The organism is Pantoea sp. GL120224-02 (genome assembly GCF_900215395.1).
Lineage (GTDB): Bacteria > Pseudomonadota > Gammaproteobacteria > Enterobacterales > Enterobacteriaceae > Pantoea > Pantoea communis.
Genome location: NZ_OBEC01000006.1, coordinates 54,958 through 77,107, shown reverse-complemented (window position 1 = coordinate 77,107; position 22,150 = coordinate 54,958). Strand labels below are relative to the sequence as shown.

The window sequence follows — 22,150 nt, the reverse complement described above, 5'->3', positions numbered from 1 at the left end:
GATGATGAAGCAACTGGATGTGGTCACGATTGGCGAAGCGATGGCGATGTTTATCGCTCAGCAAAGCGGGGATCTCGCCGCCGCAGAGGGCTTCGTCAAACGTATTGCCGGTGCCGAACTGAATGTAGCCATCGGCCTGGCGCGCCTTGGTTTACAGGTCGGCTGGGTCAGCCGCGTCGGCGATGACAGTTTCGGCCGTTTTACGCTGCAGCAGCTGGCGAAAGAGAAGGTCGATCATCACTGTGTGACCACCGATACCCGCTATCGCACCGGTTTTCAGCTCAAGTCGCGCGTCGATGACGGTTCCGATCCTGAAGTGGAATATTTCCGCGCCGGCTCCGCCGCCAGCCATCTGTCACCTGACGATTTTAATGCGGATTATTTTGGCGGCGCGCGTCACCTGCACCTGAGCGGTGTGGCGGCGGCGATCTCTGACAGCTCGCTTGAGTTGACCAAACATGCGGCCAAAGAGATGCGTTCGCGCGGCAAAACCATCTCCTTCGATCCGAATTTGCGCCCGGTGTTATGGCGCAGCGAGGAGGAAATGCGTAAGCAGCTGAATCTGCTGGCAGAGTACGCAGACTGGGTGCTGCCGGGTGAGAAAGAAGGGTTCATTCTGACCGGCTATCGTCAGCCAGAAGCCATCGCCGATTTCTATCTGGATAAAGGTGTACGGGCTGTGGTGATCAAAACCGGCTGCGACGGCGCCTGGTATAAAACCGCCGATGGTGAAAAGGGCAATGTCGCACCGATTCTCGTCGATAACGTGGTGGATACCGTCGGCGCGGGCGATGGTTTTGCCGTGGGCCTGATCAGCGCACTGCTGGAGGGCAAATCGCTGCCACAGGCGATTCTGCGCGGTAACAAGATTGGTTCGCTGGCGATTCAGGTCGCCGGCGACAGTGAAGGCCTGCCGACGCGCGCGGCGCTGGGCGATTTTTAATTAAGCGGTTGCCTTAATCGGTGACCCTGCAGGAGGGTACGCATTCAGGTGTACCTGGTTAATCCGTCTGTCTCTACACAACCCGATTATTTCGAGGCGCATCCATTGAATGTGCCCGCCTCAAAACAGAGGAGTCACCCATGAAATCGCAGACAATCGCGCCAAAACGCTGGTGGTTTATCATGCCCATCGTGTTTATCACCTACAGTCTGGCGTATCTGGACCGGGCGAACTTTAGCTTCGCCTCTGCCGCAGGGATTAATGACGATCTCGGCATCACCAAAGGCATGTCATCGCTGTTGGGTGCCCTGTTCTTCCTTGGCTATTTCTTCTTCCAGATCCCCGGCGCGGTGTATGCCGAACGCCGCAGCGTGAAGAAGCTGATTTTCTGGTGCCTGATTCTGTGGGGCGGCTGTGCCTCATTAACCGGCGTGGTAAGCAACATTCCGATGCTGGCAGCGATTCGTTTCGTGCTCGGCGTGGTGGAAGCGGCGGTGATGCCGGCGATGCTGATTTACATCAGTAACTGGTTCACTAAGTCGGAACGTTCGCGCGCCAATACTTTCCTGATCCTCGGCAATCCGGTCACGGTGCTGTGGATGTCGGTGGTGTCCGGCTATCTGATTAATGCTTTCGGCTGGCGTGAAATGTTTATCATCGAAGGGATTCCGGCGGTGATCTGGGCCGTAGCCTGGTGGTTCCTGGTGCAGGATAAGCCGGCTCAGGCCAAATGGATGAGCGATGAAGAGAAATCCGCCCTGCAGGCGCAGTTGCAGAAAGAGCAGGAAGGTATCAAAGCGGTACGCAACTACGGTGAGGCCTTCCGCAATCGCAACGTGATCATTCTGTGCATGCAATATTTTGCCTGGAGCATTGGCGTGTACGGTTTCGTACTGTGGCTGCCTTCGATTCTGCGTAACGGCACACAGATGGGTATGGTCGAGGCGGGTTGGCTTTCAGCAGTGCCTTATCTGGTGGCGACCATTGCGATGGTCGTGGTGTCATGGGCGTCTGACAAAAAGCAAAACCGTAAGCTGTTTGTCTGGCCGCTGCTGCTGATTGGGGCGCTGGCGTTCCTTGGCTCCTATCTGGTCGGTTCCAGCCACTTCTGGCTGTCGTATGCGCTGCTGGTGATTGCCGGAGGCGCGATGTATGCCCCTTACGGCCCGTTCTTTGCCCTGATTACTGAGATGCTGCCACGCAACGTTGCTGGCGGTGCCATGGCGCTGATTAACAGCATGGGCGCACTCGGCTCCTTCATCGGATCGTGGATTGTAGGCTATCTTAATGGCGCAACCGGCAGTCCTGCTGCCTCTTATATCTTTATGGGTGCCGCGCTGCTGGTCTCGGTGTGGCTGACGTTAATCGTCAAGCCCGCGGAGAACAAGACAGCACCGATTCATGGGGCGAAGCACGCCTGAAAGCGTAAGAAATGACTTTTCCGGGCGGCTCAGGTCGCCCGTCACACGTTCTACAGGGAGCAAATGATGAAACCTGCTGTGATTCTTTATAAGAGCCTGCCAGACGATCTGCGCGCTAAACTGGATGCCCATTTTACCGTCACCGAAGTGCATGACGTCTCCCCCGAAACCGTGCAACAGCATGCCGCACAGTTTGCGCAAGCCGAGGGTTTGCTCGGCTCAGGCGGTAAAGTAAATGGTGATCTGCTGGCGAAGATGCCCGCCTTACGCGCTTGTTCTACCGTGTCTGTGGGTTACGACAACTTTGATGTCGAAGCCTTAAATCAGCGCAATGTACTGCTGATGCACACGCCAACCGTTTTGACCGAAACCGTGGCCGATACCATGATGGCGCTGGTGCTGAGCACCGCCCGTCGCGTCACCGAGTTGGATCAATGGGTTAAGGCCGGTGAATGGAAGAAAAGCATCGGACCAGAACATTTCGGCATCGACGTGCATCACAAAACCTTGGGGATTCTTGGCATGGGCCGTATCGGCCTGGCGCTGGCGCAGCGTGCGCACTTCGGCTTTGGCATGAACATTCTCTATAACGCACGCCGTCAGCATGAAGAGGCGGAAACCCGCTTCGGTGCACGTGCCTGTGATCTTGAAACGCTGCTGAAAGAGAGTGATTTTGTCTGTATCAGCCTGCCATTGACTGAGCAGACACATCATATGATTGGCGCTGCACAGCTCAAGATGATGAAACCCAGCGCCATCCTGATAAATGCAGGTCGCGGCCCGGTGGTTGATGAGCAAGCGCTGACGGCGGCATTGAAGGACGGCACGATTCACGCAGCCGGTCTGGATGTGTTTGAAGTGGAGCCGGTGCCTGCCGATGCGGATATCCTTAAGTTGCCGAACGTGGTAGCGCTGCCGCACATCGGCTCAGCTACCCATGAAACGCGTTACGGTATGGCACGTGATGCGGTGGATAACCTGATTGCTGCGCTGAGCGGCAAAGTCGAGAAAAACTGCGTTAACCCGCAAATCCAGGCCTAAGCTTGCTGCTTTAGCCATTGCGCCTGCCCGTGGCGGGCGCTATGGTGGTTGCCCATTCCCGATTACAATGTTTTAACTTCCTATGTCCTTTTCTCAGTTCGGCGACAAATTTACTCAACATTCCGGCATCTCACGTCTGATGGAAGACATGGGTGAAGGCCTGCGCACGCCCGGCACCATTATGCTTGGCGGCGGCAACCCGGCGCAGATCCCGGCCATTAATGACTACTTCAACCAGCTGCTGCTGCAGATGCATCAGGACGGAAAACTGAGCGAAGCGCTGTGCAATTACGACGGTCCGCGTGGTAAAACGCTGCTGCTGGATGCGCTGGCGAACATGCTGCGTGAAGAGCTGGGCTGGCCGATTACCGCACAAAATATTGCGCTGACCAACGGCAGCCAGAGCGCGTTCTTCTATCTGTTTAACCTGTTCGCGGGTCGTCGCGCCGACGGCAGTAAAAAACGCGTGCTGTTCCCGCTGGCACCGGAGTATCTCGGTTACGCCGATGCCGGACTGGAAGAAGATCTGTTTGTTTCCGCCAGGCCGAACATTGAGCTGCTGCCAGAAGGTCAGTTCAAGTATCACGTCGATTTCGACCACCTGCCGCTGAATGAGGACGTGGGCCTGATCTGCGTGTCGCGCCCAACCAACCCGACCGGTAACGTGATCACCGATGACGAGCTGATGCAGCTGGATGCGCTGGCACAGCAGCACGGCGTGCCATTACTGATCGATAACGCCTACGGTGTGCCCTTCCCCGGCATTATCTTCAGCGAAGCCCGTCCGCTGTGGAACCCAAATACCATTCTGTGCATGAGCCTGTCGAAACTCGGCCTGCCGGGTGCACGTTGCGGCATTATCGTCGCCGATGAGAGCACGATTAGCGCGATTGGTAACATGAATGGGATTATCAGCTTAGCGCCAGGCAGTATCGGCCCGGCGATTGCGACTGAGATGATCGTGCGTGGCGATTTGCTGCGTCTGTCGGAAGAGGTGATCAAGCCGTTCTATCAGGACAAGGTGAGCGAGACGATTGCCATTCTGCGCCGCTATCTGCCGGAAGATCGCTGCCTGATCCACAAACCCGAAGGGGCAATTTTCCTCTGGCTGTGGTTCCGCGATCTGCCGATCAGCACCGAAGCCTTGTATCAGCGCCTGAAAGCGCGCGGCGTGCTGATGGTGCCGGGCCACTTCTTCTTCCCTGGTCTGGAACAGGAATGGCCGCATACACATCAATGTATGCGCATGAACTATGTACCGGATGCGGAGAAGATTGAACGCGCGGTGCAGATTCTGGCGGAAGAGCTGGAGAAGATTGGCTAAACCGATCTCTTAATACGCCTCTCGAATAAGATCGAGAGGCGTTTATTGATTAATTATTATTGTACCAGTCGTAAAAGCGGAACAGGCTTGAATAAAAGGTGTAAATTCCCATTACCATAAATATCCAAATTACAGTCCCGAGAAATCCTGGTATGTGGATTGGGCTAAATGGTAAAGATTCACTTGATAGCAGAACAAAAGTAATGCACCAAAGTATATCTTTAATGAGTTTACGCTTAGGATAATCCCACCCCAAAATTTTCATCACTAATCCTTGTCATCTACACGTTGGCCTGGAATATAAACCATGTGAAACAAGAATAAATTAGTGATTCCATTAACTGGTAGTGAATAATAAACACAGCAGCCAATGTTTATTTAAATTTGTGAACTACTTCCAAATAATCTCTATTTATCCGCCACCAGCGATAGCTGGCACCATTGCGCCAGCTGCTTGATTGCCTCCTCCACTTCCGCATTCCAGCCAAAACCGGCGTTCAGTCGGAAACAGTGATCGTAACGGTGATCGGTGGCGAAGATATGTCCCGGCGCGATACCGATGCCCGCGTTACGCGCTTTAAGAAACAGCGCGCGCACGTTTAACGACTGAATGGGCATTTCCACCCACAACACATAGCCGCCTTCAGGATCCGATACACGCGTGCCCGCAGGGAAATAACGCAACACCGCCTGGCGCATATGGTGGATTTGATTCTTCAACTCACGACGCAATTTGCGCAGATGCGCATCGTAGCCGCCGCTGCGCAGCAGTTCAGCAATCGCTGCCTGTGACAACACCGAGGTGCCCATGCTGGTGGTGTATTTCAGCGAGGCGATTTTGCGCATGTAATTACTGCTGTGCACCCAGCCAATGCGGATACCGGGCGCCACCGTTTTCGAGAAGCCGCTGCAAAGAATGGCATTCGGGCTAAAGGCGCGCATCGGGAACGGACGGCGATTGCCAAACGCCGTATCACCGAAAATATCATCCTCAATAATCACCACATCATTCTCATCGGCCTGACGCGCAATATAGGCTTTCTGCTCGTTGGGAATGCTTTTCCCCAGCGGATTATTGATGTTGTTGATGGTGAGATAGGCCTGCACCGCTTTACGCTGAAACAGCGCGGTAAGTTTACTGACGTTAACATAACCTTCCGGCCCGGCTTCCACTTCAATCACGCGCAGATTGAGATTATGCAGCATCTGCAACAGCACGAAGTAGCACGGCGATTCCACTGCCACGATATCGCCGGGGCGGGTGGTGGCGCGCAAAGCCAGTGAGATAGCTTCGATACAACCGTTGGTGATCAGGATGTCATCAGCGCTGATATTGCAGCCATAATCCACCGCGCGGCGTGCAATCTCGGCTTTCAGCGGCGCATAGCCGGTGCCCTTCACCGTGTTGCCGAGCAGTGCCGGTTTGCTGTAGCCCATCTGGCGCATCAGCAATCCAATTTTCTTGACCGGATAGAGCGAGATATCGCCATTGGCCAGATCCAGCCGCACACGACAATCGGAGCCCAGCATGGCCAGATGCAGCTCGGTTTGTTCATCCAGCGGGGCGACTTCACGCGGCTGTTCGCTGTGGATGGCAGCGGGTAACCCCCTGGGAACCTGACGGGGCGCCACAAAAAAGCCGGACTTAGGACGCGCAACGGCATAGTGCTCATCCTCCAGCGTGCGTAATGTTTTCAGCGCAGTGGTCATGCTGACGCTGTACTGCGTCGCCAGCGTGCGCACCGACGGTAAACGGCTATCAGGCGGCAGCGATCCGCTGTGAATGGCTTGTTTTATCTGCTCTGCAATCTGACGGTAACGACTACTCTGGCTCTCCTGTTCACCCGTTCCATCCGCCATCTGTTCCACCCTATATCGTGCTGATCTGTGCGTATCCATCAGATTACATTCAAAGTACTTTAGGCTGCATCTGTTAATTCAGCCTCAGACATTCATTCCGTTGCAACTTCGTGGCCCCTTTTCCTGCCCGTTACCGCCAGCACGGTAACGGCGATTTTATTAGCCAAAGGATGAAGTGAAAAATGAATAATCTGTCCACCATGATGAGAGAAATTGAAGGTTATCTCACGCCCGCGATTATCGATTCTGCTCAACGCTGTTCTCAACGCTTACTTGCCGACCTACCCGATAGCGACAATCCCGCTAACAATCGCGTGCTACTCGCCTATGGCGGCGGGAAAGACAGCAGCTACATGGTGGCGTATGTGCGCTACATTCAGGGGCTGATTTGGCAGCAGCAGGGCAGCACCTTCCAGCTGCGCATCAGCACCAATCGTCATGCGGCGATGAACGACAGCGTGATGGAAAATATCGACCGTGTATATCGTGCACTGCACATTCCGGGTGATGACTTTACCGAATGCCTGGTGACTGATGGCTTGCAAATCCGCCACTTTGAACGTCATCTGCCGATGCCCGACAGCGTGCGCCAGCAGAATCGCAACGATGTGCTGATGAATGGCCATCGCTTTCGTGCCGATGCGCGCTCCACTTTCTGTAACGCCTGCAACCTCAGCATGGTGAACTCGTTTGGCCTTGCCGCGCACTACGAGGGCGGCGTGGATGTGATCATCACCGGTGATTCGCCGCAGGAGCAGACCGCTTACCTCGCCTGGGCTCGTCATCTTTCACGCCTGTTTGATGCGCCCGTTGCCGACAAATCACGCGGCTTTAGCGGCTTCCTGCAAACCCTGGATGGCGTGGCAGAACGCTATTTCGCCGACATTTACGGCGCCGAGCAGGTTACCCCGGCCCATCGCATCACCTGGCAGCTGGCACGCGATCCGCTGTTCTTCAACATCTATCAGGACACCGCCTATGAAGCGGGTGCGCACTGGTCGCTACTCACCGAGTTCATGCACTTCCGCTTTGATGAGCTGATGTTCAGCTTCTCTGAATCGGACTGCGGCAACCCGACGTTAATGGCACATATTCGCGGTCTGCGAGCGGAGACGCTGATGCAGCGTAGCTACGCCGAAGGCATTCGCGAATATGTGCGCTTTGCGCTCGGCCTGATGGAGAAGAAAGATTTCCCGCCGCAACTGATTGCGGAAATGGCGGCGCGTTATCAGGACGATGCGGCGATTGAACGCGCTCGCCAGCGTGCAGCGCAGTTTGCCGAACAGGCGTTTGGCCTCAACGAAACCCAGCTGGTGTGCATGATCTATTCGCCGTTTATCGCGCAAGGCCAACAGCTCAATGTCTGGCTACAACAGCTCGATCAGGCGCCTGATGAACAGGCGGTGCGGGCACTGCTATGCGGCGATAGCGATGATTTGCTGCTGGCACAGCAGCTGGAGCAGCTCTCCGGCCTGACGATTGCACAGATGCGCCAGTGCTGGCGCAGTGCACAGGTCAATACGCTGCTGGATGGCACGCGCGGCGATGCGCTCTCACGCGTGCTGCGTTTCGATCCCCACAAAGCAGTGATTCAGGTCAACAACGGTGCCTTGCAAGACATCGTCACTGAAGTGATCTCCGGGCGTTAACCCGGTAAGGCGACGCGATGAGAAAGATTTTCCTGCAGATTGGCGCCACGCGTGACGGGCAAAATCCGTACTGCGCAGTGGCAAAACGCGAAGGCTATTTTACCGTGCTGGCGGAGATGGGCGACTTTGTCGACTATCAAAGCTTGAGCATTCAGCTGCCGTTCGATCTGATTGTGCGTCTCGATCGCCCGGAAAATCCGTGGGATGTGTTACAGGCCTGTCTGCGCGCGGGCTTACTGGAACATCCTCAGGTAGTGCTGGCAGGCTTTGAAGCCTACAACGCCAGCGCCGGTCGCGTACGCGAACTGCTGGCCGGGCCGGATGCCGGACCTTGCTTTATTCCGCCGGATAAGTACGCACAGCGCATGGCCTTGCGTAAAGCCTGGCCACGCTTTCCACAGCCAGAGTTTCGCTTCTTTGCCTCACCGCTGAGCATTCGTGACGCGCGTGATGCACTGCTGTATCCCTGCGTGATCAAACCGGTGGATGGCGGCGGCGGATTAGGGATCTGGCTGGTGGAAGAGGCCAGCCAGCTCGATGCGGTGATCGGCAAGCTGGTGGAGACCATGAACTACGGCGGGCGCGGCTTTAGCGGCTTTATTGTCGAAAGCTGGCTGCCGGGCGACGAGTATTCACTACAAGGTGTGGTGGATAACGGACACGCGGTGGCGCTGACCTGCTGTCAAAAGGTGATCGAGCACCACATCGATGCAGAAGGCTGTATCAGCTTTTACGAATCCGGCCATGTGGCGATGGCTGCACAACAGCTGCCTGCGGCCTTTGCCAGTTTGATGAGCTTTTGCTGTGAGACCTTTGGCTATCGCCAGGGCGCCTTCCACATCGATTTTATTATGGTGAACGGTGAACCGCACTTCCTCGAAATGGGCTTCCGCTTATCGGGCATGGGCGTGGTGAATCTGGTCGAGGAAGTCACCGGCATTAACTGGGCGGAGGTAGCGTTTCAGATTGAAGCCGGACGGGGTTTGCCGGTGCTGCACTTCCCTAAGCAAGCCCAGGCCATTGGTCGCCTGCGCCTGCGTCAGCGCCTGCAATATGACGCAGCGGAACGCTGGATCGCCCAACATCAGCGCGGTCAACTATTGCCACCGCTCAATCTGCCCGCGCTGGCCGTCTCGCCGCGATCCTCGCTCTACGCCGACCTCACCCGTCATGCTGGTATCCTCGCCACCTTCCGTCTTGCCGCAGACAGCCGTGACGATGTGTTAGCGGTGTTCCAGCAGATTCTCGACGTTCCGTCCTTAGCCCCCCGGAGAGATCTTCTATGTGCAGAATGATTCTGGCAAGCGGTCAGTTTGATGCGGCAGCGGTACTGGACGCCGCACGCGCCATGAGCTGTGGCGAAACCGCCACGCATGACGGCCCGATCAAACAGCACCCTAATGGCTGGGGCTGTTTGTGGCTGGATCAGGGAAAGATTCGCACCCTGCATGGCACTGGCACCTTTGCTGATGCGCTGCCCGGTATTGATGTTGATGCATTGCGTCACAGTCGTTTTCTGGCGGTACATGTACGCCACGCCACGCTGAGCAAAAATCACGGCATCGAGTTTTCCCATCCGCTGTGGCGCACCAGCGGCGCGACACAGTGGTACATGATGCACAACGGCTTTTTACCCACGGTCTATGCGCAACTGGGCATGGCGGAATCGCGCTTTGACTCCGCCGAATACCTTGAATATATCGTCGATCAGGTGACGCCTGCCGATTTTACCTGTGACTACCTGCGCAGCAAGATGGCGCGCGTGTCACCGGGTGGCAGTGCGGCTAATGCGATTTTTGTCACCCGGGATAAAGCCTGGGCGTGGCAGTGGCATCCCGATGACACCCCTTATCCTGACTATTTCACGTTGCATCATTATCAAAATAACAGCACCACTTTTATCTCTTCTGAACCTATTGCTGCACTGGGCACGGCGTCTGACTGGCGTCGCATGAACAACCATGAACTTCATGAATTTCCACTTGGGGAGTGATCAGCATGGCCATTTTCAATCAGATACGCGTTATCCATCCAAAAATGTTCGTCGAAAGCACCTGGCTGGATGACATCGTGACCGCGCGCGTGCCGCTGTTGGTGCTGCGCAATTTCCTGACGCCTGAAGTGCGCGAAGCGGTGGTGGACGATCTGCAACAGTGCCGCGATCAGGTGCGCGTCTCGCGCTATCCAAATGGCGCACTGACCACGCTCGGCCCCTATCTGGCTAAACACACTCGCGCACCCGAAAATTACTTCACCGAGCTGCGCGACATCCAGCCAGCACTGCCAGCGTCACTGCACTGCCTGCGCGATCAGGTTTACAACTGGGTGAAGCACTCATTGCGTCTGGAGAGTCTGCACACTGCCCGCGAGCCGGAGTTGGGCGATTACGCGGGTTCGATTGTGCGCTTTCATGCCAATGGCGTCGCCAATCCACTGCATAACGACAACATCGTACGCGATGCCGCGGGCAGTGGTTTGGCCGTCACCCACATCCTGCATCAACTGAGCTGTGTGGTCTGTTTGCAGGAGTGTCACGCGGGCGGGGAACTGCGGATATTCAACAAGAAGTGGCATCCGGTGGATGAGCGCTTCAAAACGCCAGGTGAACTCGGCTATCAGACTGGCGTGATTGAGCAAAGCGAGGCGTGTGAGTTCTCCCCACGCAGCGGCGACATCTACCTGTTTAATCCGGCTTTTTATCACGAGATTGATCGCGTGGAAGGCGACACGCGCATCACCATGGGCTTTTTCTTTGGCCTGACCGACAAAAAAATGAAGCACGCCATTGCCTGGAGTTAATACCGGGCCTTCGACGAGGAGATGAAGATGAATACCTATGAAAAAATCACCGCCCTGCTGGATCAACACCACGCAGACTATCGCGTGATGGAGCATGAGGCCATCGGTCAGACCGATGTGATCAGCGGCATTCGCGGCAACGATCTCAATCAGGCGGCCAAAGCGATGGTGCTGGAAGTGACGATGCCTGACGGTGCCGATGCGCGTTACCTGCTGGCGATAGTGCCGGGCGACTGCAAGATCAACTTCAAAAGTGCCGCACGCGCCATTGGTGGCAAGAAGTCGAGCTTTGCCGCGCCAGAGAAAGCACAGGAACTGACGCAGTGTGTGATGGGCGCGGTGCCGCCCTTTAGTTTTGATGACCGACTGGCGCTGCGCGTCGATGCGCGCCTGCGTGATGTCGGCACGCTGTGGTTTAACGCCGGCGCGCTGGAGCGTTCCATGGCGCTGAATGTGGATGATTTTTTTCGTGTTATCGGCGATGACTGTTGTGCAGACATTGCCACTCCGATGACGGCGACTGCCTGAAACGGCTGTAGTAAGGAACGAGTATGTCAGTAAAAGATATGATGTTAGCCCTGTGCGTAGTGGTGGCGTGGGGCGTGAATTTTGTGGTGATCAAACTGGGTATGCACGATATGCCGCCGTTTCTGCTGGCGGGATTGCGTTTTGCACTGGTGGCGTTCCCGGCTATCTTCTTTGTGAAGCGGCCGCAGATCCCTTTGCGCTGGCTGATCGTGTACGGCATGACTATCAGCTTTGGTCAGTTCGCTTTCCTGTTTCTGGCGATCAAACTCGGCATGCCAGCAGGACTGGCCTCACTGGTGTTACAGGCGCAGGCATTCTTTACGCTGCTGCTGGGGGCTTTATTGCTGGCGGAAAAACTGCGCTGGAACCACATCGCCGGAATTTTGGTGGCGACACTTGGCATGTTTATGCTGGCAACGGCGGGCATGCAGGGCCAAACCACCGCTGGGATTACGCTCACCACCATGATGCTGACGCTGGCGGCGGCGCTGTCATGGGGACTGGGCAATATCACCAACAAGATCATTTTGCGTAATCGTAAGGTGCCGGTGATGTCGCTGGTGGTGTGGAGTGCACTGGTGCCGGTAGTGCCGTTTTTCGCCTGCTCATGGTGGTTTGATGGCGAAGCAGCAATCGTCACCAGCCTGCTGAATATCTCGTTGCAGACGGTGCTGGCGCTGATTTACCTCGCGTTTATAGCCACTATTGTCGGCTACGCGATCTGGGGCAATTTGCTCGGACGCTATGAGACCTGGCGCGTGGCGCCGCTGTCACTGCTGGTGCCCGTGGTGGGCATTCTTAGCGCTGCGCTGGTACTCGACGAAACCCTGTCAGCGCAGGAAATTCTCGGTGCGTCAGTGATTATTCTCGGCCTGCTGGTGAACGTGTTCGGCGGGATGGTGAGTCAGCGATTATGGGTGCGCACCTGATCCGCAGAAACAAAAACGCCGCATTTCTGCGGCGTTTTCTTCTCAACACAATATCCTTAATTCAGGATTTCAATGCGGCGCGGTTTCGCTTCTTCAGGAACAATGCGTTCCAGATCGATGCTCAGCAGGCCCAGTTCGAGACGCGCATCGCGCACCACGATGTGATCGGCCAGCTGGAATTTGCGCTCAAAGTTACGTTCGGCGATACCCTGATACAGGTATTTGCGCTCCGGTTGCTCTTCGGGGTGCGCACCGCGAATAATCAGCACATTGTCGTGTGAGGTAATATCTAACTCGCTCTGGGCAAAGCCCGCAACGGCAATGGTGATGCGATAGTGGTTTTCATCCACCAGCTCAACGTTGTACGGAGGATAGCCACCATTGGCCTGGTTCTGATTGGACTCAAGCAGACTAAACAGACGGTCGAAACCAATAGCAGAACGATAAAGCGGAGTGAGATCAAAGTTACGCATAAAAAGACTCCTGAAAATCAGCAAGTTTTGGCAACCTTCCACCATGGACAGGTTGTGCGGCCCGCTGCTGTCCCTGTCGGCAACAGCAACGCGACCGTGAAGTAAAAATGGGTGCGCTTTGATCGCTTTCAAGGGCAATGCGTATTTTTTTACAGCAATTTTGACGAAATAGCATACACTCAGAAATTCTTCGCCTGCATTGCATGACATCGCCACAGAGCTTTGCTGCAGCAGGAGACACACTCCAGCCAGAAGTGATGGCTGTAGGGATGATGAAATGAAAATGATGAAAAGCTTTCCGCTCACCGGCCTGCTGGTCTGCGGCGTTTTGACTACTTCGGGTTGCTCCAGCGTCATGTCTCACACTGGCGCCAGCCAGGGTTATTATCCCGGCACTCGCGCCAGCGCAGATATGATTGCCGATGACAATACCAGCTGGGCGATAAAGCCGCTGGCGGTGATCGATCTGCCCTTCTCCGCCGTACTGGATACGATTCTGTTGCCGTGGGATTACTTCCGCACTGACAAAGATTCGGCGCATGACCGTGTGCTGCAAAGCGAAAAATTGGCTGGCACTGACGCCAGCCTGGCGACTGCCGCCGCTATGCTATCGACGTCGCACTGACGCAAAACAGCTGGCGCCAGCCCTCAATTTCCCGCAAATAAGCGATCTGTTTGCCGTCCGGTGACCACACTACCGCATCACCGGAAGGCGGCTGCTCGCTGCGTTTGGTTAAGCGCGTGCAGTGCCCGGTCGCCACATCACAGCGCATCACGCTGTTATCGCAAATAAAGGCGATCGCCTCGCCTGACGGCTGCCAGCTGAATGCCGACTGAATAGTGCTGCTGAGCCGCGTGATTTGACGCGGTGAACCACCGTTAGGCGACACACGCCACAGCTGTACAACGCCCTGCTCATCCGCCATCAGGAAAGCGATGGTGCTGCCGTCCGGTGACGCGCGCAGCCAGTGACGTGGCTGCAATGCTAACCCTTTACTGTGCGTGATGCGGCGCTGCTGCACACCGGCAGGCGGTGCAGGCAGTTTATCCGCCGTGCCCTGTAACGGTGATGCACCGGGTTTGGCGTAATCACTCAGCGCCTCGGGCAAATCCACCACAAACACTTCCGGCACTTTATCGCCGTTGGCAGCACGCGTATCACCGATAAACGCCAGCGCCCAACGCTGCCAGCTGCCATCTGGTTTTTGATATCCGCGCTCGCCAATCCAGCCCTCTTCATAAGCGCGGTCAATCTGATCGCTGCCCGGCTGGGGATCGCGCGTGGTTTGGCTCACCAGCACGCAGTAATGGCTGCCATCGTATTCACGGGGATGCTGTTTAGGTGGACACACCGGATGCAGCGGTACGGCTACACCGACATTACGCAGATCCTCACGCGCATCTTTTTCATGCATCACATGGTCGTTATAGGTATAGCTGAGGCGCGATCCGTCTGGACTGAATACATGCACATGCGAGCCGCCGCGCAATGCGCCGGGCGTATAAGGTGCGGTAATGTCACAGGCATCGAGATTTTCCGCATTGCCCTGCTGCATAATGACGCCGCGACGATGATGGAAATCATAATGCCAGTGTGCATCGGGATGCTCAGGGCCATGAATGCACACATAGCGCGGCGGCAGATCCGGGCTGACGGTCACCACGCCGACATGCGCACCGTCGCGTGCCTGATACAGCACCTCGACCGCACCGCTCGCGACGTTGACGCGTTCGATGGTCAGGCTGGTAAAGGACGCGCCCGACGGACGAACATCAAACGCCAGCCACTGGCTGTCCGCGGTCCAGACGTTGATATTGGTGAGCTGATGATGACGCTGTGCAAAGGTGAGTTGTTTTTCTGACATGAGGCAACCTTACATCCAACAGTTGCCGAACAAAGTACGCGATTATGGGGTGAGGTGCAGCAGTCACAGCGCAATAATTTGCGAACAGTTGGCGCAATTCAATACGAATCGATCACGTCAGGAATGAGTGATAGATTGCGCGATTAATCATGAACAGATCGCGCAATGAATGGCTGACAGATTGCGTGATAAATCGTGAACAGACACGCAATGAATGGCGCCGCTACGCATCGCAGGGCGTTGTAGCGGTGCCATTTATCGCACGTTATCGATCACCCAACCCGCTTCACATCCCCCACCAGCAGGATATAGGAGAGCGCACCAACCAATGCCACGGCGGAGATATACACCAGCGCCGGGGCAAAGCCGTAATCCTGTGCCAGATAGCCCACCACCAGCGGTACCGTGATGCCGCCCAATCCACCGATAAAGTTAAACATTCCACCGGTTAAACCGATCAGGCGAACCGGCGCCAGCGACGACACCAGCGACCAGGTAATAGAGGCGAAGCCGTTGCCGAAGAACGCGATGGCCATCAGCGTCATAATCCACACCGGATCGTTGGTGTAGTTGGCACCCATGATGCAGGTAGAGATCAGCAATCCACAGATAATCGGCGTCTTACGCGCAAAACCAAGGGAACGCCCGCTGCGCACCAGACGATCGGCCACGATGCCAGAAAGAATCACACCAAAGAAGGCGGCGAGGAACGGCACGGTGGTCATAAAGCCTGCTGTCAGCGCGGAGATGTGTTTTTCCTGCGTCAGATAGTTCGGGAACCAGGTCAGGAAGAACCACAGCGTAGAGGTAACAGCGAACTGCCCAAGGTACACGCCGCACAGCTTGCGATGGAACACCAGTTTCCAGTCGGCGGCGGTGAGTTTGATGCACGTTTTTTTTGCCGCGGGAGCATCGCCGTCCACCATCGCCCCCCCTTCACGGATATAGTCCAGTTCCGCCTGGTTGATACCTTTGCTCTGGCTTGGGGCTTGATAGAACTTGATCCACACCAGCGACCAGATGATGCCGATGCCGCCTGTGATGATGAACACCCAGTGCCAGCTCAACAGTTCCTGAATCCAGATCAGCAACGGTGTGAGAAAAGCGAGACCGACAAACTGACCCGAGGTATAAAAGCCCACGGCAGAGGCACGCTCCTGCTCCGGGAACCAGCTGGTGACCAGACGATTGTTGGTCGGGAACGCGGGTGCTTCAAAGATGCCGGTGATGGCACGCAAGCCAATCAGCGATAATAATCCGCTGGCAAAACCCTGGAATAACGTGGCGACCGACCAGCCGAAGATGGCAATAAAATAGGTCAGGCGGGAACCGACGCGATCGAGGAACCAGCCGCCGGGAATCTGGCATAGCGTATATAACCAGGCAAAGGCAGAGAAGACATATCCCATCTCCGCTTTACTGATGCCGAACTCTTCCTGAATATGCGCAGAGGCCACCGCTAAATTAGCGCGGTCGACATAGCAAATCACCACCGTAATAAAGATCATCAGCAGCGTAATATAACGACGCCGGGTGGGTTTGGCCTGAACAGCAGAGAGATCCATGGTGTGTCTCCGTAATCATATTTGTAGTTGAGGCGCGAAGATGCCCGCCGCTACAAATGCAGGGTAAGGATAGTGAAGGTAAAACCGCACAGGCGGTAAATGTCATTTGCCGGGAAAAAGGCTGAGCGAGGCCCTATGCCTTATTTCACCGGCATATCTTTATCTAAAAGATTTTATAAATTCTTATACCCTAAATAATTCGACGTGCAGAATGGTGGCATGGGAATACACTCCCAAGAGCTTACTTAAGGTGAGTAAGCACAGCCAACGCATCTGTCGCTTAAATTATGACGAGTATTACCACTCAGCGACCGTTCCGTCTGGGAAACGCCATAATGGATTACGCCAGTCTGGTGCATTCTTACTTCTTTCAATCACCAGCTCTTCGTTAATTTCCACGCCGAGACCCGGTTTATTCAGTGGATAGAAGTGACCATCATCCATTTTGAAATCATCTTTATTGATGACGTAATCCAGCAGTTCAGCACCCTGATTATAGTGAATGCCCATGCTCTGCTCCTGGAACACCGCGTTGCGTGAAACGAAATCGACATGCAGGCAGGCAGCCAGCGCGATTGGGCCGAGCGGACAGTGTGGTGCCAGCGCTACATCGTAAGACTCTGCCATCGCGGCAATTTTGTAGCACTCAGTGATACCGCCCGCATGCGACAGATCCGGTTGCAGAATCGCCAGGCCACCCGCTTCCAGCACGCGTTTGAACTCGAAGCGCGAGAACATACGTTCGCCTGCGGCAATCGGAATATGAGTTTGCGCCGCCAGACGCGGATAATATTCCGCCTGTTCCGCCAGCACCGGCTCTTCAATGAACAGCGGACGATAAGGCTCCAGCTCTTTGATCAGCACTTTCGCCATTGGCGCACTGACGCGGCCATGGAAATCGAGGCCGAACTCAATCTCTTTGCCAAAGGCTTCGCGAATCTGTGCCACGGTATTCACCGCTGCATCCACTTTGCGCGAGTTGTCGATAATGCCCATCTCTTCGCATCCATTCAGCTTGAAGGTGTCGAAGCCAATCTTGCGCAGTTTCTTGATGCCGTCGACCACTTCTTCCGGACGATCGCCCCCCACCCAGCTGTAAGCCTTGATGCTGTCACGCACCAGACCGCCAAGCAGTTGATACACCGGCACGCCCAGCGCTTTGCCTTTGATATCCCACAATGCCTGATCGATACCGGCGATGGCGCTCATCAAAATCGGACCACCGCGATAGAATCCACCGCGATACATCACCTGCCACAAATCGTTGATGCGTGCCGGGTCCTGACCAATCAGATATTCCGACAGCTCATGCACAGCCGCTTCGACGCTGCGCGCGCGCCCTTCAATCACCGGTTCGCCCCAGCCAACGATGCCTTCGTCGGTTTCGATTTTCAGGAACATCCAGCGCGGCGGCAGGCGATAAGTGGTCAGTTTGGTAATTTTCATCGTACAGCATCCTTATAAGCAGCAATAAATGCGCGAGCTTTCTCCACAGTGCGCGACAGCGGCTGGCCAGCGCGATAGAGATCGCTGCCCAAACCTGCGCCAATGCAGCCCGCGGCCAAAAATTCATGCAGGTTTTCTGGCGTCACGCCGCCCACCGCAAACACCGGCACTTCCGGCGGCAGCACCGCTTTCAAGGCCTTGATGTAGCCCGGACCAAACGCCGACGATGGGAAGATTTTCAGCGCCTGGGCGCCCGCTTGCAGTGCGGTGAAGGCTTCGGTGGCGGTGGCGCAACCCGCTGCAACAATCATCCCTTTCGCCACGGCCTGACGGATGACTGCCGCATCGGTATTCGGCGTCACCACCAGCTTGCTGTTAAGCGTGGCCAGTTCATCGACCTGTGCCGGATGCAACACGGTGCCCGCACCGATCAGCGCTTTATCGCCGAAAGTCTGCACCATCGCGCCGATGCTTTTGGCCCATTCCGGGGAATTCAGCGGGATCTCAATGGCATCGAAACCCGCTTCGATTAGGGCACCCACGTGCGCTTCGGCCTCGTCTGGCGTGATGCCACGCAGGATGGCGATCAATGGCAATTTAGTGTGCCAGGTCATCTGCAATACTCCTTATTCCATGCTGGAACGCGCGGTCGCCTTCCAGGGTGACTGAATCCATGCCGATAAATTGCAGCGCCTGCTGATAACGCTGCGCCAGCGCATTTCCAGCAATAATGATGATCGGTTGGCGGCGATCCGCGTGTTGCGTCATCAGCGCCACTTCATGACCAATCAGCAGGCCGGATAGGAAATCGCTGATATGGCGGCGATCGCGTGCGCCCAATACATGAGAAGCACGCACTTCAAACAGCCGGGAAAGGATCGATGCGTCGTGGCTGCCGACCGCTAAGCCCTCACGGAAAGCGGCGGCATTCTCTTCCTGTTCGGGTAAACCCGCACCGATTAGCGACTGTTTCAGCAGCAGATGATGCAGTTCGCCCGTCATCACCGTGCGGAAATCCTGCACACGCTGCTGCTCCACCTGCACCCATTTGGCATGCGTGCCAGGCATCACATACTGCATAGCGGGTTGCAGCGCGGAGGCACCTAGCAACTGTGTCTCTTCACCGCGCATCACGTTGTAGTTGTCAGCACGTTCGACGCTCAATCCCGGCACGATCCACGCTTTATCTTCAACGCGGGTCAGGCGGCTGCTGAGTTGATCCAGTGCCACAGGACAGGCCAGATAAGGCACCGTAAGCCAGCCTGCATTGCTACCGACCATGCCCGCCATCACCACCGGCACATCATTCACTGGCCAGCCGTCTGTCACACTGGCAAAGACCTCTGCAGGCGTGCGTCCGCCAAGACGCGTGACGCCCGCTTCTGACCGGCGCTCATCAACGCAGTTACCCTGCTGATAATGCCAGGCACGCAGATTGGTTGAACCCCAATCAATCGCGATATAGCTGGTCACATAATCTCCTTGAGTCGGGCGGTGGAGCTGGCGATCATCGCTTTTGCCGCCTGCTCCGCCGCATCACCATCCTGATGTCGGATGGCATCAAACAGCGCCTTGTGTTCGGCTAAGGTGCGCGGCATGTTGCCGGAATCCGCCATGTAGGTTTTCGCAAACACCGCTTTCTGTAACTGGCTGATCGCCACATTAAGCTGCTGCAATACCGGATTGTGCACCGAAGCCAGCACCGCTTCGTGGTAGCGGATATCCGCCTCATTGAATGCTTCCCGATCGAGATGATGGGCAACCATGTCGTTATAAGCCTGCTCAATCGCCGCCAAATCGTTGGAGGTCGCGCGTTCCGCCGACCAGCGCGCAATCTGCGGCTCCACCAGCACGCGCACTTCACTCATGGCGGCAATCAGCCTGGGATCTTGATCGTGCGCCAGTGCCCATTGCAGGACATCGCTGTCGAGGTAATTCCACTGATTGCGCGGGGTGACAAAGGCGCCACGGTAACGCTTCATTTCCATCAACCGCTTTGCCATCAGCGAGCGAAATACTTCGCGGATGATGTTTCGCGAGGTGCCAAAGCGCTCACACAACTCTGCTTCGGCGGGCAACGCGGCGCCCGGCACATACTTCCCTGCTACAATTTCTTCACCCAGCGTCAGGATGATGCGCTCAGTTTTGCTTAATTGTTCTTGCGTCATGATGTTCCATTCAGTGAAAGACGGTAGCCCATCAGATTACTGCTTTCGACGCGTGAAAACTAACAGACACCTCACGTCACGACGCAGATTGTAGTACTAACTAAGTAAGTTGTACTACAATCGGGATCACATAATAGACAATTCATCGACGCATAAATGTGCACCCGATTAAATCAAGCTGAGTGTGAGTTGGGGCATCACTTATGACGGATCAGTGTGCCCCAGGCAGAAACTTAGAAGCTCGCTCGTTGGGTGATCATTCATGGTGAAGCAATGCGCACCGGGTGGAAACGAGACTGATCGTTCGCGGGTTCATCATTTATGAAGTATGAATAGCTGCTTCACGGAAACCGTAACGATCATTCGTCGTGTCGGCATTGATGGCGACCGATGGACATTTGCAGAATGAATTCAGAGAGGCGGACAGCAGCACGCTGCCCGCAAAAGAAAGGATTACAGCACCAGCTCTTCAATGGCATGCGCGACGCCATCTTCCATATTGGTTTTGGTCACGAACTGCGCAATGTTTTTGACTGAATCAATGGCATTACCCATCGCCACGCCGGTTCCCGCGTACTCAATCATCGCCAGGTCGTTTTCCTGATCGCCAATCGCCATCACTTCCGACTGCTGCAGGCCGAGTTTGTCCGCCAGCATTTTCACGCCGTAGCCTTTGTTGACCAGTGGATTGAGAATTTCGAGGTAGTACGGCGCACTTTTCAGGATGGTGTAGCTGTCACGGGCACGCGCAGGCAGGCCAGCAATCGCTTTATCCAGCAAATGTGGCTTGTCGATCATCATCAGTTTCGGGAAGCGAGTGGCCGGGTCCATCTCTTCTACCGCTCGGTAGCGAACCGGAATGCCGGTCAGGCTGGCTTCATGGATGGTATATTCGCTGATGTCTTTATTTGGCGTGTAGAGGAAAGATTTGTCGAATGCCTGGAAATGCACGCCGAGGTCGCGCGCCAGCTGTTCCAGATAAAGATAGTCATCAAAGCTCAGCGTTTTTTCTGCCACCACATCGCCGCTATCCGCGCTGTGCACCAGCGCACCGTTGTTACTGATGCAATACTGGCCGGGCTGCTGCATATCGAGTTCCATCAGATAGCGCTCAATGCCCACCAACGGACGACCGGTCGCCAGCACAATGGAAACGCCTTTATCACGCGCACGACCAATCGCCGATTTCACCGCCGCCGTCACTTCGTGCTGCGGGTTGAGCAGCGTGCCGTCCATATCGATCGCAATCAATTTTATCGCCATAACATCCTCGGTTAAGTCAGAGTTTGTTTAATGCTAGCGCGATTCAGCTCACATTGACCAGTTAATCGGCAACGCACGGCATGGTTAGTTTGTGTTGCCGCTTCCACGTTAACGACTTGATCTTTTACAATCGGGATGCGACTTGACTATATAAGCTATTGCTTATAAATTCATATAAGCAATCACTTATATGGAGATTGCGTTATGTGGCAGGTCCAATTAACTGAACCATTTAAGGAATGGTTGCTCCAGCAAGATAGTGGCTTAAGAAAACGTGTCGCTGCAGCGTTATTAAACCTTCAGCATTATGGCCCAATGCTGCCCCGTCCCTACGCGGACACGGTGAGCGGGTCGCGCTTTCACAATATGAAAGAGCTTAGGGTGCAATATGCGGGTCGCCCTATACGCGCGTTCTATGCGTTCGATATTCAGCGTAAAGCTATCGTGTTATGTGCAGGAGATAAAACGGGTGATAAGCATTTTTATCAGCACATGATTGTATTTGCCGATGAGATTTTTGCCTGCCATTTGGCGGCCCTGGAGGGTAAAGCAAATGACTGACCTTAAAGACTTTTTGAATGATGCTTTTTCTGCGTCTGAACGTGCAGATATTCAGCAAATGGCTGATGAGCTGATCCTGGAAACCGGATTGCAGTTATTGCGCGAGGAGTTAGAGCTGTCACAAAAAACGGTAGCTGAAGCGATGGGGGTGAAGCAACCTCGTATTACACAGATTGAACAAGCGGGAGCCGATCAACGCCTGATTACCATTAAACGTTATATTGAGGCGATGGGTGGAAAACTCAGCTTGTTGATTGAAATGCCGGATGGATCCGTAGGCAGAACAATTCGGGTTTAAACAGCTAAAAAAACCCT

22 protein-coding genes are annotated in these 22,150 nt (G+C 55.2%); 13 read left to right on the top strand and 9 right to left on the bottom strand.

What is annotated here, in order from left to right; genetic code table 11:
* The first annotated feature begins 1 nt into the window (after position 1).
* The 4 genes from CRO33_RS13305 to CRO33_RS13290 all read left to right on the top strand — a co-directional run bounded on the left by CRO33_RS13305 (position 2) and on the right by CRO33_RS13290 (position 4,729).
* Positions 2-943 (top strand): sugar kinase, encoded by a 942-nt coding sequence (locus CRO33_RS13305; RefSeq protein WP_034829978.1) that lies wholly within the window; start codon positions 2-4, stop codon positions 941-943.
* Positions 944-1,083: 140 nt separating this feature from the next.
* Positions 1,084-2,364 (top strand): MFS transporter, encoded by a 1,281-nt coding sequence (locus CRO33_RS13300; RefSeq protein ID WP_097118441.1) that lies wholly within the window; start codon positions 1,084-1,086, stop codon positions 2,362-2,364.
* A 66-nt stretch (positions 2,365-2,430) separates the two neighbouring features.
* Positions 2,431-3,405: a glyoxylate/hydroxypyruvate reductase GhrB gene (gene ghrB / locus CRO33_RS13295; RefSeq protein WP_097118440.1), complete on the top strand. Its 975-nt coding sequence runs from the start codon at positions 2,431-2,433 to the stop codon at positions 3,403-3,405.
* 82 nt (positions 3,406-3,487) lie between these two features.
* Entirely contained in the window at positions 3,488-4,729 is a 1,242-nt protein-coding gene (locus CRO33_RS13290; RefSeq protein ID WP_097118439.1) for a valine--pyruvate transaminase, read from the top strand.
* Between the two features lie 408 nt (positions 4,730-5,137).
* Here CRO33_RS13290 and CRO33_RS13280 read toward each other — a convergent pair whose 3' ends face one another.
* Positions 5,138-6,589 (bottom strand): aminotransferase-like domain-containing protein, encoded by a 1,452-nt coding sequence (locus CRO33_RS13280; protein ID WP_058961173.1) that lies wholly within the window; start codon positions 6,587-6,589, stop codon positions 5,138-5,140.
* A gap of 182 nt (positions 6,590-6,771) precedes the next feature.
* Between CRO33_RS13280 and CRO33_RS13275 the strand changes: the two genes are divergently transcribed.
* The 6 genes from CRO33_RS13275 to CRO33_RS13250 are packed head-to-tail and all read left to right on the top strand — an operon-like array spanning position 6,772 to position 12,494.
* Entirely contained in the window at positions 6,772-8,238 is a 1,467-nt protein-coding gene (locus CRO33_RS13275; RefSeq protein ID WP_097118438.1) for a hypothetical protein, read from the top strand.
* Positions 8,239-8,255: 17 nt separating this feature from the next.
* A complete protein-coding gene (locus CRO33_RS13270; protein ID WP_097118437.1) occupies positions 8,256-9,533 on the top strand; it encodes an ATP-grasp domain-containing protein in 1,278 nt (425 codons plus the stop codon).
* Positions 9,521-10,231, top strand: coding sequence for a class II glutamine amidotransferase (locus CRO33_RS13265; protein WP_097118436.1), 711 nt, complete (start codon positions 9,521-9,523; stop codon positions 10,229-10,231). The genes CRO33_RS13270 and CRO33_RS13265 overlap by 13 nt, the downstream gene beginning before the upstream one ends.
* A 5-nt stretch (positions 10,232-10,236) precedes the next feature.
* Entirely contained in the window at positions 10,237-11,037 is an 801-nt protein-coding gene (locus CRO33_RS13260) for a 2OG-Fe(II)-dependent halogenase WelO5 family protein (RefSeq protein ID WP_097118435.1), read from the top strand.
* Positions 11,038-11,064: 27 nt separating this feature from the next.
* Positions 11,065-11,565, top strand: coding sequence for a YbaK/EbsC family protein (locus tag CRO33_RS13255; RefSeq protein WP_097118434.1), 501 nt, complete (start codon positions 11,065-11,067; stop codon positions 11,563-11,565).
* A 23-nt stretch (positions 11,566-11,588) separates the two neighbouring features.
* Complete coding sequence (locus CRO33_RS13250) at positions 11,589-12,494, top strand: EamA family transporter (protein WP_097118433.1); 906 nt, start codon at positions 11,589-11,591, stop codon at positions 12,492-12,494.
* A 56-nt stretch (positions 12,495-12,550) separates the two neighbouring features.
* Here CRO33_RS13250 and ibpA read toward each other — a convergent pair whose 3' ends face one another.
* Positions 12,551-12,967: a small heat shock chaperone IbpA gene (gene ibpA / locus CRO33_RS13245; protein ID WP_034830093.1), complete on the bottom strand. Its 417-nt coding sequence runs from the start codon at positions 12,965-12,967 to the stop codon at positions 12,551-12,553.
* A 277-nt stretch (positions 12,968-13,244) separates the two neighbouring features.
* On the opposite strand from ibpA, the gene CRO33_RS13240 reads away from it, so the two are divergent.
* A complete protein-coding gene (locus CRO33_RS13240; protein WP_097118432.1) occupies positions 13,245-13,592 on the top strand; it encodes a YceK/YidQ family lipoprotein in 348 nt (115 codons plus the stop codon).
* Here the strand turns inward: CRO33_RS13240 and CRO33_RS13235 are convergent.
* From CRO33_RS13235 to yidA, 7 genes are all read right to left on the bottom strand, one after another.
* Positions 13,570-14,832, bottom strand: a complete 1,263-nt coding sequence (locus tag CRO33_RS13235; RefSeq protein ID WP_097118431.1) for a DUF3748 domain-containing protein — start codon at positions 14,830-14,832, stop codon at positions 13,570-13,572. The two genes, CRO33_RS13240 and CRO33_RS13235, sit on opposite strands and share 23 nt — an antisense overlap.
* Positions 14,833-15,104: 272 nt before the next feature.
* Positions 15,105-16,397 carry an MFS transporter gene (locus CRO33_RS13230; RefSeq protein WP_097118430.1) on the bottom strand — a complete coding sequence of 431 codons (1,293 nt, stop codon included), beginning with the start codon at positions 16,395-16,397 and terminating at the stop codon, positions 15,105-15,107.
* Positions 16,398-16,694: 297 nt separating this feature from the next.
* Positions 16,695-17,843 (bottom strand): galactonate dehydratase, encoded by a 1,149-nt coding sequence (dgoD, locus tag CRO33_RS13225; RefSeq protein ID WP_034829995.1) that lies wholly within the window; start codon positions 17,841-17,843, stop codon positions 16,695-16,697.
* The gene (locus tag CRO33_RS13220; RefSeq protein ID WP_045833469.1) at positions 17,840-18,457 is read right to left on the bottom strand and encodes a 2-dehydro-3-deoxy-6-phosphogalactonate aldolase; all 618 of its coding nucleotides are present in this window, start codon (positions 18,455-18,457) and stop codon (positions 17,840-17,842) included. Before CRO33_RS13220 ends, dgoD begins: the two co-directional genes overlap by 4 nt.
* The gene (locus tag CRO33_RS13215) at positions 18,441-19,316 is read right to left on the bottom strand and encodes a 2-dehydro-3-deoxygalactonokinase (RefSeq protein WP_097118429.1); all 876 of its coding nucleotides are present in this window, start codon (positions 19,314-19,316) and stop codon (positions 18,441-18,443) included. The genes CRO33_RS13220 and CRO33_RS13215 overlap by 17 nt, the downstream gene beginning before the upstream one ends.
* Complete coding sequence (locus CRO33_RS13210) at positions 19,313-20,011, bottom strand: FadR/GntR family transcriptional regulator (protein ID WP_034829999.1); 699 nt, start codon at positions 20,009-20,011, stop codon at positions 19,313-19,315. The genes CRO33_RS13215 and CRO33_RS13210 overlap by 4 nt, the downstream gene beginning before the upstream one ends.
* 453 nt (positions 20,012-20,464) lie before the next feature.
* A complete protein-coding gene (gene yidA, locus CRO33_RS13205) occupies positions 20,465-21,274 on the bottom strand; it encodes a sugar-phosphatase (protein WP_034830000.1) in 810 nt (269 codons plus the stop codon).
* 204 nt (positions 21,275-21,478) lie between these two features.
* On the opposite strand from yidA, the gene CRO33_RS13200 reads away from it, so the two are divergent.
* Together CRO33_RS13200 and CRO33_RS13195 are read left to right on the top strand one after the other, a co-directional pair.
* Positions 21,479-21,835: a type II toxin-antitoxin system RelE/ParE family toxin gene (locus CRO33_RS13200; RefSeq protein ID WP_097118428.1), complete on the top strand. Its 357-nt coding sequence runs from the start codon at positions 21,479-21,481 to the stop codon at positions 21,833-21,835.
* Entirely contained in the window at positions 21,828-22,133 is a 306-nt protein-coding gene (locus tag CRO33_RS13195; RefSeq protein ID WP_038643950.1) for a helix-turn-helix domain-containing protein, read from the top strand. The genes CRO33_RS13200 and CRO33_RS13195 overlap by 8 nt, the downstream gene beginning before the upstream one ends.
* Positions 22,134-22,150: the final 17 nt, after the last annotated feature.